Source organism: Bacillota bacterium (assembly GCA_018333655.1).
Classification (GTDB): domain Bacteria; phylum Bacillota; class UBA994; order UBA994; family UBA994; genus BS524.
In genome coordinates this window covers 1-18,801 of sequence record JAGXTJ010000023.1, presented here as the reverse complement: position 1 = coordinate 18,801, position 18,801 = coordinate 1, and the positions used below count along the sequence as shown (strand labels likewise).

Sequence of the window (18,801 nt, the reverse complement as noted above, 5' to 3'; positions counted from 1 at the left end):
GTCTAGCCCCCTATCTCTGCCATGCGGCGATTGTCGATGCTTTTTTCTCGCTCTGGCTTGGTGGTTACCGCCTGCTCTAAGGCCCTGCGCAGCGCTTCTTCTCGTCTGGTGACGATTAATTCTCTAATGTCACCCTCGGCATCGGCAAAGAGACATGAGCGGACCTTACCCTGCGCCGTAATGCGTAATCTATTGCAGCCGCGACAAAAATACTCGCTGGTACCACTTATAAAGCCTAGTGTCCCCTGCGCGCCGGGGAAACGAAAAACCTTTGCCGGCCCTGCCCCAACCTCTTCTGCCGCTATGAGGGGCCCTAGTCTCTTCTTTATCTCTTGTATCGGAACTAAGGCCTCGGGGGCAAAGTTACTGCCTTCGCCAAAGGACATCAGCTCAAGGAAGCGCACGGCGATGTCTTGTCGCCAAGTGAGTGCAGCAAAAGCCTCGACTTCGTCGTCGTTAAAGCCACGGATAACGACACAGTTAATTTTGACGGGCGTGAGTTTAGCCGAAAGAGCGGCCGTAACACCCGCCAAAACCTTGTGCAGCACACCACCGCGCGTCATGTAAGCATAGCGCTCCGGCTGTAGCGAATCTAGGCTGATATTGACCCGATTGAGCCCTTTGTCTTTGAGAACTGTCGCCATTTCCGCCAACAAGACCCCGTTTGTGGTCAGAGAAACATCGTCAATGCCAGGGATAGCCGCGACGCTTTGGATAAAATCTGGCAAGCCCGCCCTGCGCAGAGGCTCGCCACCCGTAAGGCGCACCCTCCTGATGCCAAGCGTGCTGGCCACCCGAATAACGAAGAGAAAGTCGTCAAGAGTAAGCTCCGCAGGGTAAGTAATTTCTCCCTCTGGCTGGCAGTAACGACAGCGCAAATCGCATTCCTCGGTGATAGAGAGCCTGAGGTAGTCTATAACGCGCCCCGCCTTATCTCGCATGCGTCGACCACACTACCTCTCCGCTCATTTTGGTTTCATACCCACCAAGCTCTCCGACACGGGCAGCAAACTCGGGCGAGCGAACTACCCTTAACAGTGCCACAACGCGAGGGTCAGAGAGGGAATCGCGCCGTAAAACGATATCAAACTGCTCCAAGCACAGTGGCGTAAATGACAGCCCAAAATTCTCTGCCGCTGATAAAATACCTAGACCTACGTCGGCGCTACCTGCATCCACCGCACAGGCCACAGCAAGGTGAGTGCTCTCTTCGCGGCCGTAGCCTTCGATATCGCGGGGCTCTATGCCTTGTAGCTTTAGGTGGTAGTCTAGCAAGGCGCGAGTACCTGCACCCCTCTGGCGATTGACAAACCTGCCCTTGGTGAGGTCCTGCCAGCCACTAATGGCTCGCTCCCAGCGATGAATGAAACCCTGCCACCGCTCCACGAGATTTACAATAACCATGTCCTCATCCGGAAAGAGTCGCCTGACAACGTCAATATTGTACTTGCCGCTAGTTTCATCTAGGAGATGAGTAGTAGCAAGATGGGCAAAATTGCGTTTTAGAGAAAGTAGCCCACCCATGCTTCCCACATGGCTCGTCTGCAAGTGCATATCTTCTGAAACGCGCAGTATATCCGCCAGCACGTCGAGGGCTAGGTCGTGGCTACCGATACATACCAAGGTATCATTGATAGTCGCGGGCGGTCTCCTAAGAGTAACACTCACCACTTCCCCCTCGGCCAAGCCCTCCGACTGAGCAGGCACAGTGACCAAGCCATCGGCACGCATCAATGAGGAAACAACGCCCGCGCCACGCCCTAGCGGCGTGACAATGACCTGCCCCCCCACGCATCCTGCCTGAACCCTAACCTGCTCTTCGACACCGAAAGGCGATACTAGGCGACGGGTCAAAACTCCCTCTACTTGTACAGACGAGGGCAGGGGCTGGCGGTTGTAGGAAAAAAGCAGGGGCTTGACAAAGGTCTCGAGACAAAGGTGCATGGACACAGGGTATCCAGGCAGTCCCACTACCGGCGCACTACCCACTTTGGCTAAAATTACCGGCTTACCTGGCCGCATGGCCACCCCGTGCACCAAGACAGTCCCTATTTTTTCTAAGACCTCTACCGTAAAATCTCCCCGGCCAGTGGAAGAACCGGCGATAATGAGGATGATATCGCTATGAGTGGCGGCCTCTTCTACAGCCTTACTGAGGAGTTTCGCATCATCAGCAACAGGTGCTAAAACTATAGGTTGGCCTCCCCAAAGCTCTACTTCGCCGCTAATGATGGCGGAATTATATTCAACTATATCCCCTTGCTTGAGGACACTACCGGGCGGCACCATTTCATCCCCTGTGGGTATGATTGTCACGCGCGGCTTAGCCAAGACGGCCACCTCGCCCACACCTGCTGCCAAGAGCGCACCCATGTCCACGGGCGTGATGTGCCGAAAACGTGGCAGCAGTATCTCCCCCGCTACAATGTCTTCGCCCACAGGGCGCACATTAGTGAAGGGCGCTACGCTCTGCTCTATGTAGCAACTAGTGCCCTCGATCACTACATTCTCAATCATAATGACCGCGTCGCTACCCTGCGGCAGGGGGTCGCCTGTATCAACGACAGAGCAGTTGAGGCCTATTTCGAGCCTTACGGGTCGCAGAGGAGCCGCATGAACGGTGTCCCTCGCCAAGACGGCAATCCCGTCCATAGCCGAGGCGGCATAGTGCGGTGATGACTGCACCGCGCGCACGGGACGCGCCGTGACGCGGCCAAGCGACTTGTTCGTCGCCACCACTTCGCCTTCTAACGCTCTCAAGGGGAATGACTCCAGCCACATCTTCAAGGCAACTTCCTTGGAAACACTATTTAAGTAGCGCTGTCTCACACTGAACCTCCCCAAAGCCGCACATTGACCGTTGTGCCGGCACTGTATCCTTCACACTCCTCAGGCACCACCAGCAAACCTTGCGAAGCAGCCAGAACTTGAATGGCCGCTGACTTTGACTGTTGTGGCCATGCTTCTTGACCAGAGAGGCGACAGGGGATAAAGTCCCTGCGTCCGGGCAAGCTGGCCAGGGGTCGCGCAAGCACGACACTCGCGTACATAGGCATCGAGGCCTTGGCCCCCGCCGCAAAGCGCAACAAGGGCAGCGCTACCATGTGCGCCATGACGGCGCAAGACAGAGGGTGGCCTGGCAGGCCCACCACGAGTCTGCCTCGTACTGCGCCAAGAATTGTTGGTTTACCAGGTTTCACTGCCAGCCCATGCACAAGCACGCCCGGCAGACCGAGGTTGTTCACGGCTCGCTCCGTAAAATCGAGTGCCCCAGCAGAACTACCGCCAGAAAGCACGACGGCATCTGTTTGTTCCAAGGCCATGGCCAGAGCTTTCGTCAACGACACTTCATCATCACGAAAAATACCATAGTACTGCACCCTGAAACCTGCTGTCTGAAAGAGACTCGTCAAGAGAGGCGAATTGATGTCCCTCATCTGTCCTACCTGCGGAAGGCACTCATAAGGGACTATCTCGTTGCCGGTCGAGATAATGCCGACACGAAAATCACGCGTCTTAACGCCAGTCTTACCGAGGGCCGCCAAGACACCAACATCGTGCGAGGTCGCTTGTCCCCCTTGACCAAGGGCCAGACTGTTTGCCGCTATGTCCTCGCCCACGCCCATAATGTTGTCTCCCGCGGCGATAGGGCGTGACAGAAGAACGGTGCCATCGAGAAGCTCCTCTGCATACTCAAGCATCATCACCGCGTCAAAAGCCTCGCGAACAAGGTCGCCGGTGTATACGCGCTCACACATGGGTAACTTGGAATCACTAAGGTGCAGCATGGCCGGCAACGACTCGCTCGCCCCATGGGTGTCCGCAGCAACTACAGCATAGCCGTCCATAGTAGAGCGCCTAAAGTGAGGCACAGGGCAGGGCGCGTACACATCCTCGCCGATGATGCTGCCAACAAGCTCCGTTAGGGGGGTCAATACGCTTTTATCAGAGATGGTGATATGTTTTTTGACCAAATCCATAGCGTCTTCAATGCGCCATATTTTTTTAAGAATGTCTATCCGCCCCTTCCGCATCTGACATAATGTCTTTCTACAGCAGACTCTTGAATCCTGCCGTTCTCGCCACGAACTGGAACATTTCAAATTGAGAAGCCATCCTTGAAAGGATGGCTCCAGTCTAACGAAAACCTTTCATCTGTTGCTCCGCCTTGGCGATAGCCAGTCTTACCATATCGCCTGTCTCCTTGGTCGACACCGCACCCCATCCGCGGGAGCGCACAGTATCGGCAAAGCCAAGCTCCTCTGCCAACTTCAGCTTCAGCTGTTCAGACATTACTTTGCGTCCACGTGCCAATGCACTACCACCCCTTCGCCGCAAACAATTGCCGGCACTTATAGTTTTGAACAAAGAGCGTATTGCTATGTAAGCATTCTCGATGCAAAATATAGGTGAGAAGGGGATGATAAATTGGTTAAAGCTGTTATTTTTGATCTTGATGGAACACTATGGGATGCACGACAAGTTGCCATTCCGGCTTTTCGCGAGGTGCTTATCGAGCTTGCGCTTACCGTGCCGAGCGATGCGGTCCTCGCTAATACCCTCGGCTACCCACTACACGAAATCTGGGAAATGCTCCTGCCCTCAGAACATCGTCATCACGCAGAGCATGCCGATCAATTGATGGAAAAAGCAGAGCTGCGCCTGCTAGTAGAGTCGCAAGCCCAGCCCTTCCCAGGTGTACGCGAGACACTTTCCCATGTGCGGAGCTTAGGCTACAAAACATATATCTGTTCAAACTGCGCCCCCAACTACCTTGAGTCAGTAACTCACCATTTAGGCTTAGTTGAACTTTTTGATGCCCGCTACTGCGCGGGACAGTTCCATGGCCTGACAAAAGTCGACTTAGTAGCTCTCGTCAAAGAACGTCACCACATTACGGGAGGCTACATGGTGGGTGACCGCTTTCACGACATGCTGGCAGGTCAGGCTAACTCCCTCTTTACTGTCGGGTGCTTGTTTGGCACTGGCCAGACCACGGAACTTGCTCGTGCCGACTTCACTATCGCAACCTTCGCCGAGCTCAAGAGTGTCATTGCCCCAATTTAATCAAGACCCAGCTGACGAAAGTTGTTTTTGACTGTACTTGCCACAACGGTCTCCCCAGTGTGCCAAAACTCGGCCTTCCATAGCAAACCGCACCACCTCGCAGGCATTGCCGCAACCGAGACAGGGTTCTGAAGAGGCGAGACAATGGGCTCCTGCCACACCGAACCCGCGAAAAGCAGACTTGCCAATCGTCTCCACTGCCAAGTAAGCCGCTCCTAAGGCTCCCATTACTTTGTAGTGTTCGGGGACGACCACGGCCAGCTCTAGGGCCGCCTCCAAGGCCTTGCGGATACCGATATTAGCCGCCACGCCGCCCTGGAAAGAGACCGGCCCCTTTACTGTTTTTCCCTTGCCCACATTGTTCAGGTAATTACGTACTAAGGCTTCACACAGCCCGGCCACAATGTCAGCGAGGTTGTGACCGGCTTGCTGTTTGTGGATCATGTCGGACTCAGCAAAAACGGCACACCTACCGGCAATGCGGGTGGGTGTTTTGGCTTGCAAGGCAAGTTCTCCCAAGGACCCTACAGGCAAGCCGAGACGATGCGCTTGTCGGTCCAAGAAAGACCCGGTCCCAGCAGCACATACCGTGTTCATCGCAAAGTCGGTGACCACTCCATGATTAATCAGTATCATTTTAGAATCTTGCCCACCAATTTCAATAATGGCGCGAGCCTCGGGTAGCACCCGCAAAGTAGCTGTGGCATGTGCCGTAATCTCGTTTTTTACTACATCTGCACCTAGCAGGGCCGCGGCAATTACTCTGCCGCTACCGGTAGTCGCTACTCCCGCCACTGTGTTACTTCCAGTGAGTGCATGTTTAATTAAATCGAGGCCTTTCTGAATGGCGGCGATCGGTTGCCCCTGAGTCTCTAAGTAGCAGTGCCCGAGAACTTGACCCTTGCTATCGATAGCTACTAGCTTGGTGCTGACCGACCCGACATCAACCCCTAGGTACACATTAGTTCCCATGACTAGTTATCGCCCTCCCTCGTCTTTGGCGTGCGCGCAACATATCGACAAATGCTTCCAGTCGTGTCTGCAAGCCTCCCTCGCCGGCATGCTCATCCAACACGAGGGTGAGGATAGGGATGCCATATTTCTCACTAATCGTAGGCAAGATACTCTGCGCTACGATTTCAGGCATGCAGGTCAGAGGCAAGACTTGAATGATGCCATCCATTCCTTCTTCGGCGTAGAGAACACTATGGCCTATCGTCTCAAGGCCATGTCCCCCCACATGGCCGCGCAAGTACGGCTTTGCCGCCTGCCTAATTTTTCGGACCAAAACTTGCGCTCTAGGATCTGGCACCAGGTGCTGTGTCACCCAGTCACTCACAGACATACTACGGTGAACCTCTACCCCTAGGTAGCCGAGGCGCTCGGCGAGACCTAGGTTGACCTTCGGCTCTAGCAGCATGTAGATTTCGCCGACCAGCCCTACGCGCAGAGGGTGCACACAGGTTTTTTTTGGCAAGGCCGCGATGCGCTCTTTGATCAGTCTTTCGGCAGCCCATAGTCCTCGTAGGGTTCGCGTTTGGCCAATGCTGTTCTGTGCCTCGTTCCAGATTATGTCGCAAGAACCCCTAGTTTTCTCGAGGGCGCGCACCTGGTGAAGAGTCTTTTCGATGCCGTCGAGCCCCTTGGCAAGACGCCAAGCAAAGTAAAAGACTTGCGCCACGGACATAAATGAATGGCCCCGGGTTAAGCTTGAGATTTTACGCCAAAGCTCCGTCACCATGCCTTGGGGCGGCTCGAGTACGATCATGTTGGCCGAGAGGCCAAGGTCCGCCAATATTTCGCGCTGTAACTCTGCATAGTAGCCAAAGCGACATGGTCCAATGCCGCCCGCCATGACCACGGTGTCCGCCCCTAACTCTATGGCCTCTATGTAATTCCCGACGTTCACTTTGAAAGGCAGACAAACACACTCTGGCGAATACTTCGCCCCCAGTGCCAAAGTACGGCTAGTAATAGGGGGAGGCATCACCACCTGAAGTCCCAAGTTTTCAAGGAGCGCTCGCATTGCTAAACTCAGCGTCCCCATGTGGGGAAAGGTAACGCGCATGCCTTATCCTCCCTCGCACTGTTTCAACGAAAGCCTCTAGCCGCGTAACTAAACCAGCTTCAGCACTATGTTCATCTACGGTAAGGTGCAGCAACGGAAACTCTTTACGGCGGGCGAAGCGCTCTAACATGTCGGCTACTAATGACTCTAAGCCACAACCAAAAGAGCTTAGGACGATAATCCCTTCTACATCGTCGTCGTCATGCAGAAAGTAGAGCCCTGCCCCTAGCACCATTTTGCTCTGCGTCCAGAACAGCTTCTTCTTGAGTCTTCGCAGGCCAAGGGCAATGTGTTCTTCTGGCAGCATCTCTGCTGTGACTACATCAATGCCGTGGGAGCGCAATCTGTCGATAATATTCATGCTCAGCAGGGGGTCATAAATGCTGTATGGATGACCGAGAACGGCGATACGCATGCGCCGCCCTGGTTTACGTCGCCGCATTGTGCCATGAAAGGCCTCCTCAGGCGTCAGCCCTGTCATAAGCTTGCGCCTAGTCCTCTTCACCTCAGAGAGTGCCTGGTAGAAAGCGCGGGCACTCGGCCACCACCCCTTGCCAAGAACACGGCTTACTTCCGTAAGAACCCGCAGTAACCCTAGGTAGCCACGACTCAAGTCAATATCCGGGGCGAGTACAGGGGGCATCTTTAGTCCGTTATGGCGAATCATATCTGGCAGGCCCATTAATTTCGGACAAATGTAGGCACGCGGCTCTACGCTTACGAAACGCGGAACGAGAACATAGTCGACATGGGGAGCTAGCGATAAGATATGCCCCATGGCGATCTTCACTGGGGCACAAACTTCGTCGACCACCGCTCGTGCACCTGCGGTCAGAAATTCCTCACTGGTGGGAGCAGAAAGAACCACCTTAACCCCAAGCTCAGAGAAAAAACGCCGCCATAGAGGAAAGTAAATATAGTAGAGCAAGGCCCGCGGTATGCCAATAACGATCATCAATCTACCTCCCAATAACAGAGTGCATTGTAGTATGCACCGCCTTGGTGCTCTACATTCAGTAACCCAATCGGTTCATTGTAGCAGCAAGATATTACGACTCGCAGGTAGAAAATATTAAGTTTTTGCCTTATTTCCCCGTCATGAACGCATTGTTTCGCTACGCCTATGATTGTCTATGTGCGTCCTTGAGCTGAATTTGCAAGTTACCCCGCCCATCAAGGTAGGCAAAGAGTACTGCTTGTTCTGAGTGAATACCCTGGGAGTGAAGTAAAGCGCGAAAAGACCCCTCGTCATAGCCACCCTTCTTTACACTCACCCAGTGAATTCTACCGTCTGTAATGAGCACCAAGGGCAACTCTTCGCGAGGGAGTTCTAGCTTGAGGTCAGCCGGGGTCACGGGTCTTTTATCTACTATGGGTATGACGCTCAAAGTGCCTGAAGGCTCAAGAATGGCATAATCCACCTCCGCCAGGTCCACGATCCCCTGACTGCGCAGACCCACGAGCAAGTCATTGAGGTTGTAGCGCAGCTTGCGCATTTCTCTCTCCATAATTTTACCCTTAATAATGACCATGCTTGGCTTGCCGTTGACGATGCCGCGAACTGTTTCCGACTTTAGAGCAGCGTAGGAAAGAAGCACCTCTAGTAGAAGCAGCACCACAAGCGGAATGACTCCCTCTAGTAGGGGCTTGTCCGTATTCTCGATGGGAAGCGCCGCTAACTCGGCAATCATAATAGACACCACTAAATCAAAGGGCGACAAATGGCCTAGTTCGCGCTTCCCCATAATGCGTAGCACTATGACTACAGCGACATAGAAAAAAACAGTGCGCAGGGCAATTTGCATAAGCACTTAGCTCACCTCTATACTACCCTGCCCTGCTCTGCGAATGACTATGAGCGTCGCGGACTACTCGGAAATCTTTTCCATGTGATTTTGCCTTCGGGACGAGAAACTGGCTTTTCTACCTCTAGGGGAACTTCTAGCGCAGGCACAATGGCACTCTTTTCCACACTCTCTAGTGGTGGCAAAGATAGTAGTGCAGGTGGATTTTGCTGCACTCCCCTCCGTAAGGCGCTACCTTCTTCATTGAGCCAGTCCATCCATTCGTTCTTCCGCCGCAAATCCACTATAGCTTCCCGGCTATTAAGAGCGGGACGCCCTCTCACCAACTCATCTAGGGCTGTGGCCCATTCGTGCGGGTAGAGTAGGTAGGCTAAGAGGAGCTGCCATTCGACTTCACTCAAGGGGTGAACCGCGAGGTAGGCCGCCAAGAAGTGCAAGCCCCTGTCATGGGCGAAGCTCCCATCTAGGAGCAAGCTCCCGACAGAGGTATAGGCCCAGTCCGTATTACAGGCATGAGACTGATTAAGATACACTTGATGTTCCGCATTCATGTAGACAAATTGACCGTAAGAAAGCCCCGCAAAAGAAATAACTCTCACCCCGTCGTGCCGCAAGGCCAGTTCGTCAGCGCGACTGAGAGCTTCTTCGGCCTGCCGCAGCAGTTCTCTGACGGCCTCGCCACGCTCCCCCTTGCGATAGCGATGTGCCGCTAGCCCCCAGTAGGCCACCCGCTCACGTGCGGCATCCCGCCAAAGGGGTGCCACGCGAATGGCCGGGCAGGCAGACAAGTAGAGTATTTCCTCTGAAGCCCTGTGTACTTGTCCTAGCAGGCGTCCAATGGCCCTCACCTCAAAGATACTACTGCTGTCACATGCCCCTCCAGGGGTATACTCAGTCAGGTAGAGCTTTACCTTGTTAATTTCTACAGAAAAGTGCTCGCTTAAAGTCCTCTGGATAGCGCCAAGGCCCCTTACTCCCCGATGGCGGAGTTCAGAGAGGCATCTTCCAGCCCATGCTACTTCCTCCTTGTCGCCAGAGTGAATGTGCACCGCCAATAGACCATCCTTGGTGCTGATACACAACTGATTGTCAACAGTCACGGGGTTGCCGTGCAAACCGTAACAGGCCATGATCTCAGCTAGGTGCGCCACGAGAATACTCATCAAAAGTCCTCTCCCTACCTCATGCTCCTGTATACTCTATTCACCCATACCGCCAACCTATTACTGCTAACAAAAGGAGCCCGTTTTAGGCGAGCTCCTCAAAAGTCTTTAAGCGCAGCACCACCTGCCCGTTATCTCTGACAAAGGCCCCGTAGCCAAGTAGCCCGCAGGCGAAGGCCAGTTTTATGCTCGGGACATTATCTGAAGCAATTTCTACATGCATCTTGCCTAAGGTGTTTAGGGCATTACCGAGCAGCAGCTTTCCGACGCCTCGGCTTCTCTCGCCCCTCCTCACCACGGCTATAGAAAAAACCTCGCCATAGGTCTGACAAGCCAACACTCCCAGCAAGCGTTTATGCGCTGTTACCAGTAAGACCAAGGTGCCCGGTTGTTCAAGGTCTAGTCCGCTCAGATTCTTGAGCTTGCTGCTCGCCTCTTTGGTGATGTGTCGGTCTTTGTGGGTGGCCACAAACTCTATCACCCGCGTTTTTATCCTCTCCCAGCGCGCAGAAGATACCTTAGTTACCCGCATAGCTGTGTACCTCGTCGCCCCGCCATCCCGCCAGGAACCTGCAGTACTCGACGCGTCTACGCAAAGAACGGCGCCAAATGTGGGGTTCATCGAACTTCATAGGCTTGGCATTTGCTTCTAAGAAGTAGCAGTGCCCGGCAGAGGTGATGCCGATATCCATGGACATCTCCCCTAGAGTCTGCCCAAGGCTTTTTTCTATGGCCGGTGCAATCGCTAGCGCGAGATTTTTAACCCGCAGCCAGACACCACTCGACTTCACTTCTGTCTCGCCATAGACTTCTTGCAGCACATTTTCTAAGGAGGCAATATGGCCACCACAGGGCACATGAGTTGTTATCCCCCCGCGGCTCGCTACCCGTATGCCGACACCAGTTAGATCCCAGTCGCCCTCACTCGTCTTTTGTACCAGGGCACGTGCGTCAAATATTGCCCCACGATACTTCGCTAGCGCCAAGCCCTGCTGGACTAGGTACTGGCCAGGTATTTTATGCTGCTTTACTGCTCTTAAGAGGCTTTCTACATTCCCATAGTGCTCCTCTTTCACCTCATCTCCCGCGCGGTAGCGCAAAAGCAACCGGTGAGGCAAGCGGCTAACTTGGAGGATTCCCTGTCCGGCAAAGCTGCTGACAGGCTTAAGGTAGAGCAGACTATGTTCTGCCAACATGCTAAGAAAATCGCGGGCTGTCTCTAGCAATTTCGTTTCAGGGAGGTAGTGCTTTACTGCCCCTTGACGAATGAGGGCCTCAGTGATCTGCCACTTATGAAAAAACCCGGAATTGAAGAGAGCCCCCCCTGCTGCGACAAATCTCTTCTTAAGTAGCGCTACCGCTGCCTTTTCTTCCGATTGGCGATCAGGAACCCGGTTGTAGATGACGTCAGGCCAAGGCAGACTCACGCGAGTCCATTGTCCGCTACCCTCTAGGCAGAAGCCCGTAATTCTCTGGGCCTGATAATCTACATCCTCGGCCGCAAAAACAAAGACAACAGCACCCATTTTCTGCCCCATACGCGATAACCCCACGAAATTATCTCGCCTGCCACCGATTCCAGCAAACCCCGGCTGCGCCTGCGGGCGCCTCACAGTCATAATGCCAATGTAAGGCCCTAATCTGTAACCGTTTCCATCACGCCACAAAGCCACCTCTCGCCCCATCTCTAGCCCCAGCCCCTTGATAGCCTCAGGGCTCAGGTGTAGTACAGAGTGACCTAACTTAGTGCACAGCGTTCCGCGCAGAACACTCATTCCGCCTTTGACAGTCCTGCTATCCCCTTGCTGTTGTGGCGCATGTGCCGACAATTTCACTAGTAGCAATTTCTGCACCCCCTAATCTACTTCGCCAAAGCCGGCTGCGTAGTGCGCAAACGCAGTGAGACAGCGCAAGGAGTGCCTACCATCTTTTCTGGCCCAGCCGGGAGCAAACACCATGCGCCCAGGCCGCGCGTTCACCTCAAAGAGATAAACCTCCCCCCTTGGTGTTATACCGAGGTCTAGGCCTAATTCCCCTAAGCGCAGTTTGCAGGCGCGCTCTAGCGCCACGGCAATTTTCTTGCTGGCCACGACTAGGCGAAGAAAGATATCTGCTTCATGCTGCGGAAAAACCTCGCGCAACACTTTCTTTAGCGGGTAGACCCTACCGCCATTATGTACATGCGTAGTGACTGCCCCTGTTACTGCAACTTTTGCCGCAGGCCCCACTACCTCCCATTCTCCACTACCCTGCTTGTGCATGGTTACCCTGACATCAAAGGTGCTGCCGCGATACTTGGCTAAAGTCAAGCCCTGCTGAACGAGGTAGCCTCGCCGCTCTTTAGCAGCCAGAACCTCTGACGCTGCCTCGGCAAAATTAGCGTGATAATGCAGCACATTGCTGGCACCAGTGCGATAATGAACGGCATAACCGCCTTCCTTAAGACCTGCGACGCGGACAATGCCTTTGCCTTGGCTTCCGCCCAAAGGTTTGACATAGGCATGCCCATGGCGAGACACTATCCGCTCCATGTCGCGCACTCCACCTAACAAACGCGTCTCGGGAAGATATTGACGCACCTCTCCATCAGAAGAAAGCCAACGATGCACTTGCCATTTATTAAAGAAGTGGGGGTTGAACAAGTAAGGATGCTTATTGTCCGCCACGCGTTTCAAAAAGTGTCGATAAAGGGCGGTTCGCTCTTGGCTGCGATTTGACACCCGATTATAGATCACATCTGCCAGGGGAACGATAAGCTGCTTAACAGCGCCCCTACCCCTGTAATGGCCACGCACCAAGCGCGACGACCAGTCTACATCTCTAGGGCTAAAGGCATAGGTGAAAGCATCTACATGGCGAGCGGCCGCCTGCAAGCCACTGTAGAGGTTACTATCCCACGCTCCAGACTTACCTCCCTGCGGCATCGTCAAAAAACCAATCAGAGGCCCAATTTGCACTTCCTTCCGCTCGGCATGGTAGAGCAAATTACCCCTGTAGGCAGAGGGAAAATGAAGTCGTGCCCTAAGCAACACACTCATGCGCTGCCGTTGCCTATGTTCCTCTACATGTAGGGCGGCAGGCGCCACACAACAGCCAAACCTGACAGAGACTTCTTGACCATGCACCAAACTCCATTTACTGGCCTCGTCACTAGTTATATACAGCACACTGCCACTGTGAGATAGCTCAAACAACTTCTTCACCACCACTTCGTTTTTGCAGAGCGAGATACCGCGAGTACTGCATGGGCCGCGCGATGCTAGTTCTTCGTAAGGCATAGTCCCCTGTGCGTAAAAAGACGGTGCGGCCAGGCTTACTATTAGCCTCAATAAGCCAAATTTTGCCGTTATTGTCCACCCCAAAGTCTAGTCCTAGCTCGCCGTATCGGCCTAGCTCTTGGTCAATGACGGCAGGTATTCTCAGGGCAAGCCGGACTAATGTTTCCATAATCTCGCTGTAACTTGCGGGAAACGCACGTTTAAGCAGCGCCTCCGGGCGCGCAGCATGACCACCACCATGCAAGTTTGAGGTCACGCTACCCGGGCGGCCGATTCTCACCGCCGCGCCCGTCAACTGCCACTTTCCTTCGTGGTCCTTTTGCACAACTGCCCTCACATCAAAGGTACGTCCCTGTAAGAAACTAAGCTCAAGCCCTTGTTGCACCAATAGCCGCCGGCGCATACTGGCGGACTTAGCTACCGCCAGAACATGGGCTAGGGAATGTGTGTTTACTGCGTATGGAACGTTGCGGTGGTTTCTGCCGCGACAACGGTAACCATTGGTTGTGGCTCTAATGGACACCACGCCCGCGCCTTGACTACCCATGTCAGGCTTGACGAACACATAGCCATGTTTACGTAGAAGCAGGTCTAAATCAGCAAGTTTGTGAAGGGGCCTTGTCTCAGGAAGATGTTCTTTTACATCATCATGTTTAGCCAGCGCGCTGTACACCTCCCACTTGCCTCGGAAGGCTCGGCCGAACATCTGTACCTGGCCTTGGGTTCGTAAGCGCTTAGCGGCGGCAAACAAAAGGTTCGCCAGCCTGCCGCGCGGCGGGAATAGTCGGTCGTACACCACGTCAGGAAAAGGAAAGTGTTTAGCCTGCCAGGCTCCGGCAGCGTCGTCATATACGTAGCCGTAGATACTGCGGCTACGCCAGTCGATATCGAGGGGACAAAAGACAAACGCCCGCATTGACAGCTTCTTTGCGGCCTGGAGTGATTGGCGAAAGTACCCTGTCTCGGCAAAAGGCATCCCCCCTGTACGGTTGCGAAAGGACATTATTCCTACTGCGACGGAACGCACCCTACTCACCTCTCTCTCTTAATTCCTGAAGAATCGCGTCCGCGGCACACGCAGGCCCCATGCCCGCCGTATATCCGCTCTTTCGGACCAAGTCCACCCCACACTGATCTTATCTTCAAGATTCTGCAATTCACTCTCATAGAGTCTGTATGTGGATGTCGCTTTAAGGTCCTGCCATAACTGGCTAAAGACACCTGCAAAGTACTTGCGGTCACCCGCTGAGAAGGCGGTACGTGCTTCTGCTTGGGAGAAGACATCGCGCTTGAGAAGATGGTACTCACTGACGACCACTTTCGCTAAGCACAGCGTTGCCAAGGCAATGTCGGGGGCTACCAGCCAGCTTGCGGGAGTACGGTACTCAAAACCGCCATGCTCTTTCAACCTATAATCACCGAGGTAGCCAAATTTGGCTCTCCGCACGATAGCTGTTCTAATGTTCTCAATCATAAGCAAGGGCACTGAGAGATAGGTATCGAGGGCTCTTAAGAGCTGGCCACTCATCACCACCCCAGCGAAGTGAATATGCCCTCCGATGGGGAACTTGCCAAAGGGCAGACTCCCAGCACACCACTCTACATTATGGAAAGGAGCGAGACGCAAGGCTAACTCCATTGCGATACGAATGTTCGTTAGGAGCTGCAGGGGAGAGTAGCTTGGCGCAGGCCTCAGTTCTGCCAAGGGGTAGCCTGATTCACGACCTCTTATGAAAAGTGAATCACATCCTACCGAACCCTCGCGCGGAAAGAACTTAGAAGCCATGATCATGGTCATGGTGGTAGAGTCGCGCAGCATAAACTCAGGGTCAGCCCCGATGCTCACCACTTTGTCCAAGTAGGCCGGGTTGGCTTTTTGAAAGACCACCATGGTCTGCCTGAGGTCTACCTCACGCAAGCGCTGGCGAACATGGGAGACCAGAGCATTTGCCAGTCGCTTAGTCATCTTAGGTGCCACATCGACCGTACGCACTCCCAAACGCCCTTGACTAGAGCGATGAATTTCCACGACAGCAAAGTCTAGGCCCAGTACATGCAAAGCCCTCACTGCCAAGGCGATAGCATCACGTATCTCTTTAGACCCTTCGGGATTAACTTCTACAATGGTTCGACTGCCAATCTCTTGCCTATAAACTAAGACAGGCAAGAGATCAAACAAGTAGATCCGGTAACGGCGAAAACTAGTGCCAGTAGCTAGCCTCAACATACTCTGCCGCCAAACTTCCGTGGCGCGAGAAACGAGCGCCATAGACTGAGCCCTATTAATGACTACTGCTCCCGTGGGGTCAGCTACGTCACTGACCCCCCATCGAATGACGAGCTTGGGAACTATACTAGGGACCAGGCTCTTCTGCACATCCACTTCGGGCAGAAGTTGCCGCAAGTAGGCCAACCTACTAGGATCAGGATGAAGGATGACGACTGACATAATCACCCCTCCTTTACAGCCTGCCGCGGCTGCAAAGATATCCGACAAACCTTACAACTGAACTCGAGACATGTCGCTCTCTAAGGTCATTGGTTTGGCGACCGGGCCGCGAATTGGCCTCTAGTATCCACAGTCTACCGTTCGTGTCAAAGGCTAGATCTACGCCCATCTCCGCAAATTCCATGCCCATCCCCTTCTCTATAGCTAGAGCTGTGGCTCTAGCTATCCTTCTCATAGTGCGGATAAGCATCGACGAGTTACCCTGTGGCCCAAAAGATAAGAGTAGCGCCTGCCGCGGATGCAGTAAGTACGCTCCATCTGACATGTTCGAAATTATATTGCCAGGCTCAGCAACCCGCGCAACTATACTTTCTACAACCCATTTGTTACGCAGGTTTTTTTGCAGCAGCACCCTGCAGTCAAAGGGCCCGCCATTCACGCGAGCTAGCCGAAGTCCTCTTTGTACCACGTACTGCCCTTGCTGCATCAGCTTCTTAATTAAGCGCACAACCTTGTCACTGCTGTAACAAACCCCCTGCAGGTCAGGACGATTTAGGCGCGTAAAACGGTAAGAGTAGAGAGTACCAACCCTGCCAATACGGAGAATGCCGCTTCCTAGCGAGCCCTCTGTAGGCTTAACAAAAACCGCTCTGTATCGCCCCAGGTACTCTAGTAGCCGTTCAGGCGTAAGCTCCGCCGTACTCGGCAAGAACTTACTAAGCAGTGGGTGCGCCGCGAGCAGACAATGCACGTCCCATTTGTTGAAGAAGGCTAGGTTGTAGTACTTAAGGCGAGGATACTCGCGCAGCCTATCCTTCATCTCGATTACGGCGCCCGAATTCTCCACCCGGCGGCTAGACACTTTGTCGTAAACAACATCGGGTAGCGGACACTCCATCCTCACTAGCTTATGGCGATTAAAAACCCACCCGGTGATGCAAGACCGCTGCCAGTCGATATCGCTTGCTCCGAAGGCATAGGTCAGGGCACCTCTTTGCCTGGCCAAGCGGGCGAAGTCCCTGATATTTTTCTCGCGTAAGCCCAGCATTTTGTCACTGTGAAGTCCAACCAGTATACCTAGCACGGGGCCTAAGCGCAGCCTATTGCTGCCTTGCTCTCGCCAGAAACCAAGACGCATACACTCATTAAGATGTAGGGACATTAGGAGTGGTTTGCTAAGATAGACTCGTCTGTCATCATCTTCCGCAGAGAGTCTTTCCACCTGTGCCTGCGCCATCGACTGGCCCAAACAGACTTCTAGTGTAGATTCACTAACGCCCAGATCCCTCATCAGACTCCAAGGCATTCGCATAATACTACCGCCTACGTCCTCAAGAAGCGCCGCCAATTCTACTCTTACAAGCACTCTCAACCTCCGTTCCAACTAGCGGGTCACTCCAACATATGAAGGAGAACGGATGAAGTGTGCAAAAAAAACCGCCTACGCAGGCGGCTCCCAGACTATGGCTTGATGGCTCTAGAAATCTTCTTCATCCTCAGGGAAGTCATCAAATTCTTCCTCTTCGGTTTCGGTGAAATCAACGTGCTTCTTGTCGTCCACACAATCTGGCGGCTCGAAGACCTTAACCCACAACTTCGCTTCGCCGACTATTTCGGCGTAGTACTCCAGCATGGCCGTCACTTCGACTACCCCACGCCGCAAATGGGCATCCGTAATGCGAGGTTCTTTGACGACCGCAGCCTGCACGTGCTCTCCTACAAGGAGACGCACGCCTTCTAAGTCAACTACCGGCACGTGTTCGGTGTAGCAGATGGTCTTCTTGTCCACATACGTCTGATTACCACGATCATACGCATACCAAACATGCCCATCGTACTGACCCGTAATGACCACGTAGTTGCGCTCGGGCAAGGCCACAAAGCTGTGGTTGGTTATCCGGTAGCCAAGAACCGTGTCGGGAACATGAGTCGTATGTATGGAGAACGTCTGTTTGAAGCGTTTTTGCCCTTTGGCACAGGTGGTACGAGCAATGATGTCCCGAAGCCCTAAAGAATCTTGGCGGTTCCACATAAACTATTCACCCCCTTCGGTTAGACCATAGTATGAAGGAGGGTAGCAACTTGTTACAGAGCCTTGCTCTGCCCGTACTGCTGCCGCTTCAGGCGAACATAGCAGTAAGCGCCGAGTACAATCAAAAGCACGCTCACTAGTTGTGCAACCTTGAAAGGCCCGAGCATGAGGCTGTCTGCCCTAATTTGTTCGATCCACAGTCGGCCTACAGAATACAAGGTGACGTAGAGAGTGGCGATTTGTCCTCTAAAGCTTCTCCGGCGCGACATCCAAAGCAGCAAAACGAACACCGCGATATTCCACAGCGATTCGTAGAGAAAAGCCGGATGCCGGTATTCATTGGCGATGTACATCGCCCAGGGCAAGCGCGTGGGAATGCCGTACGCCTCCTCATTAAAGAAATTACCCCACCTGCCGATGGCTTGCGCTAAGATGAGGCTAGGGGCGGCGATGTCCGCCCACTGCCAGAAGTCAACCTTTCTGTAACGCACATAGAGAAAGGCGACAAGGGCAGCGCCCATAACCCCGCCGTGGATGGCCAGCCCTCCCTCGCGAAAGTTTAGTGCTGCCGCCCACGTTTCATAGCTGCTAAAGTTAAAGATTACATAGTAGAGTCTAGCCCCAAGTAGCCCAGCTGGAATGGCTAAAAGGAGCATATCGAGATACCAGCTCTCATTCTCCCCTTGACGCCGCACCTCGCGCAAGGCTAGGGCTATGCCGAGAAGCATCCCCGCCGTAATAAAAATTCCGTACCACCGAATGCTCACGCCGAGCACCTCAAAAGCTATGGGATTCATAGCACCCATCATCTCACTCTCTACTTTTTCATGCTCATGCTATACGATTACCGCACATAAGACAAGAGGCAAGAGGCAAGAGGCGAGAGGCAAGAGACAAGAGAGAAGGTACGTTTATTAACCACAGAGTACACAGAGTATG

18 protein-coding genes are annotated in these 18,801 nt (G+C 53.6%); 1 reads left to right on the top strand and 17 read right to left on the bottom strand.

Annotated features, from left to right (window positions below):
- Positions 1 to 2 precede the first annotated feature (2 nt).
- The 4 genes from moaA to KGZ92_04445 form a co-directional block, all read right to left on the bottom strand.
- Positions 3 to 941, bottom strand: coding sequence for a GTP 3',8-cyclase MoaA (moaA, locus tag KGZ92_04460; protein MBS3888537.1), 939 nt, complete (start codon positions 939 to 941; stop codon positions 3 to 5).
- Positions 931 to 2,829, bottom strand: a complete 1,899-nt coding sequence (locus KGZ92_04455; GenBank protein MBS3888536.1) for a molybdopterin biosynthesis protein — start codon at positions 2,827 to 2,829, stop codon at positions 931 to 933. Before KGZ92_04455 ends, moaA begins: the two co-directional genes overlap by 11 nt.
- Positions 2,826 to 3,974, bottom strand: a complete 1,149-nt coding sequence (locus tag KGZ92_04450; protein ID MBS3888535.1) for a molybdopterin molybdotransferase MoeA — start codon at positions 3,972 to 3,974, stop codon at positions 2,826 to 2,828. Before KGZ92_04450 ends, KGZ92_04455 begins: the two co-directional genes overlap by 4 nt.
- Positions 3,975 to 4,137: 163 nt before the next feature.
- The gene (locus KGZ92_04445) at positions 4,138 to 4,314 is read right to left on the bottom strand and encodes a protein sspF (protein MBS3888534.1); all 177 of its coding nucleotides are present in this window, start codon (positions 4,312 to 4,314) and stop codon (positions 4,138 to 4,140) included.
- A gap of 114 nt (positions 4,315 to 4,428) precedes the next feature.
- Between KGZ92_04445 and KGZ92_04440 the strand changes: the two genes are divergently transcribed.
- Positions 4,429 to 5,067 (top strand): HAD family hydrolase, encoded by a 639-nt coding sequence (locus KGZ92_04440; protein ID MBS3888533.1) that lies wholly within the window; start codon positions 4,429 to 4,431, stop codon positions 5,065 to 5,067.
- Here KGZ92_04440 and KGZ92_04435 read toward each other — a convergent pair whose 3' ends face one another.
- The 13 genes from KGZ92_04435 to KGZ92_04375 all read right to left on the bottom strand — a co-directional run bounded on the left by KGZ92_04435 (position 5,068) and on the right by KGZ92_04375 (position 18,659).
- A complete protein-coding gene (locus KGZ92_04435; GenBank protein ID MBS3888532.1) occupies positions 5,068 to 6,039 on the bottom strand; it encodes a 2-hydroxyglutaryl-CoA dehydratase in 972 nt (323 codons plus the stop codon).
- Complete coding sequence (locus KGZ92_04430) at positions 6,029 to 7,135, bottom strand: CoA protein activase (GenBank protein ID MBS3888531.1); 1,107 nt, start codon at positions 7,133 to 7,135, stop codon at positions 6,029 to 6,031. The genes KGZ92_04435 and KGZ92_04430 overlap by 11 nt, the downstream gene beginning before the upstream one ends.
- Positions 7,077 to 8,090, bottom strand: a complete 1,014-nt coding sequence (locus tag KGZ92_04425) for a hypothetical protein (protein ID MBS3888530.1) — start codon at positions 8,088 to 8,090, stop codon at positions 7,077 to 7,079. The genes KGZ92_04430 and KGZ92_04425 overlap by 59 nt, the downstream gene beginning before the upstream one ends.
- Before the next feature lie 166 nt (positions 8,091 to 8,256).
- Complete coding sequence (locus KGZ92_04420; protein ID MBS3888529.1) at positions 8,257 to 8,940, bottom strand: DUF421 domain-containing protein; 684 nt, start codon at positions 8,938 to 8,940, stop codon at positions 8,257 to 8,259.
- 47 nt (positions 8,941 to 8,987) lie between these two features.
- Positions 8,988 to 10,103 carry a hypothetical protein gene (locus tag KGZ92_04415; GenBank protein MBS3888528.1) on the bottom strand — a complete coding sequence of 372 codons (1,116 nt, stop codon included), beginning with the start codon at positions 10,101 to 10,103 and terminating at the stop codon, positions 8,988 to 8,990.
- 85 nt (positions 10,104 to 10,188) lie between these two features.
- Complete coding sequence (locus tag KGZ92_04410; GenBank protein ID MBS3888527.1) at positions 10,189 to 10,635, bottom strand: hypothetical protein; 447 nt, start codon at positions 10,633 to 10,635, stop codon at positions 10,189 to 10,191.
- Positions 10,622 to 11,947 (bottom strand): YheC/YheD family protein, encoded by a 1,326-nt coding sequence (locus KGZ92_04405; protein ID MBS3888526.1) that lies wholly within the window; start codon positions 11,945 to 11,947, stop codon positions 10,622 to 10,624. The genes KGZ92_04410 and KGZ92_04405 overlap by 14 nt, the downstream gene beginning before the upstream one ends.
- A 12-nt stretch (positions 11,948 to 11,959) precedes the next feature.
- Positions 11,960 to 13,297 (bottom strand): YheC/YheD family protein, encoded by a 1,338-nt coding sequence (locus KGZ92_04400; protein MBS3888525.1) that lies wholly within the window; start codon positions 13,295 to 13,297, stop codon positions 11,960 to 11,962.
- Positions 13,290 to 14,357: a YheC/YheD family protein gene (locus KGZ92_04395; protein MBS3888524.1), complete on the bottom strand. Its 1,068-nt coding sequence runs from the start codon at positions 14,355 to 14,357 to the stop codon at positions 13,290 to 13,292. Before KGZ92_04395 ends, KGZ92_04400 begins: the two co-directional genes overlap by 8 nt.
- Before the next feature lie 69 nt (positions 14,358 to 14,426).
- Entirely contained in the window at positions 14,427 to 15,830 is a 1,404-nt protein-coding gene (locus KGZ92_04390; protein ID MBS3888523.1) for a hypothetical protein, read from the bottom strand.
- Positions 15,831 to 15,843: 13 nt separating this feature from the next.
- Positions 15,844 to 17,196 carry a YheC/YheD family protein gene (locus KGZ92_04385; protein ID MBS3888522.1) on the bottom strand — a complete coding sequence of 451 codons (1,353 nt, stop codon included), beginning with the start codon at positions 17,194 to 17,196 and terminating at the stop codon, positions 15,844 to 15,846.
- Between the two features lie 111 nt (positions 17,197 to 17,307).
- Positions 17,308 to 17,862 carry an outer spore coat protein CotE gene (gene cotE, locus KGZ92_04380; GenBank protein ID MBS3888521.1) on the bottom strand — a complete coding sequence of 185 codons (555 nt, stop codon included), beginning with the start codon at positions 17,860 to 17,862 and terminating at the stop codon, positions 17,308 to 17,310.
- A gap of 53 nt (positions 17,863 to 17,915) precedes the next feature.
- The gene (locus KGZ92_04375; protein MBS3888520.1) at positions 17,916 to 18,659 is read right to left on the bottom strand and encodes a prolipoprotein diacylglyceryl transferase; all 744 of its coding nucleotides are present in this window, start codon (positions 18,657 to 18,659) and stop codon (positions 17,916 to 17,918) included.
- Positions 18,660 to 18,801 lie beyond the last annotated feature (142 nt).

Bases quoted from the DNA above. Each gene is read 5' to 3' on its own strand.
- KGZ92_04395 (MBS3888524.1), bottom strand. From the start codon at position 14,357: ATGCCTTTTGCCGAGACAGGGTACTTTCGCCAATCACTCCAGGCCGCA.
- KGZ92_04430 (MBS3888531.1), bottom strand. From the start codon at position 7,135: ATGCGCGTTACCTTTCCCCACATGGGGACGCTGAGTTTAGCAATGCGA.
- KGZ92_04415 (MBS3888528.1), bottom strand. From the start codon at position 10,103: ATGAGTATTCTCGTGGCGCACCTAGCTGAGATCATGGCCTGTTACGGT.
- KGZ92_04390 (MBS3888523.1), bottom strand. From the start codon at position 15,830: ATGTCAGTCGTCATCCTTCATCCTGATCCTAGTAGGTTGGCCTACTTG.
- KGZ92_04435 (MBS3888532.1), bottom strand. From the start codon at position 6,039: ATGGGAACTAATGTGTACCTAGGGGTTGATGTCGGGTCGGTCAGCACC.
- KGZ92_04375 (MBS3888520.1), bottom strand. From the start codon at position 18,659: ATGAATCCCATAGCTTTTGAGGTGCTCGGCGTGAGCATTCGGTGGTAC.
- KGZ92_04420 (MBS3888529.1), bottom strand. From the start codon at position 8,940: ATGCAAATTGCCCTGCGCACTGTTTTTTTCTATGTCGCTGTAGTCATA.
- cotE (MBS3888521.1), bottom strand. From the start codon at position 17,862: ATGTGGAACCGCCAAGATTCTTTAGGGCTTCGGGACATCATTGCTCGT.
- KGZ92_04410 (MBS3888527.1), bottom strand. From the start codon at position 10,635: ATGCGGGTAACTAAGGTATCTTCTGCGCGCTGGGAGAGGATAAAAACG.
- moaA (MBS3888537.1), bottom strand. From the start codon at position 941: ATGCGAGATAAGGCGGGGCGCGTTATAGACTACCTCAGGCTCTCTATC.
- KGZ92_04425 (MBS3888530.1), bottom strand. From the start codon at position 8,090: ATGATCGTTATTGGCATACCGCGGGCCTTGCTCTACTATATTTACTTT.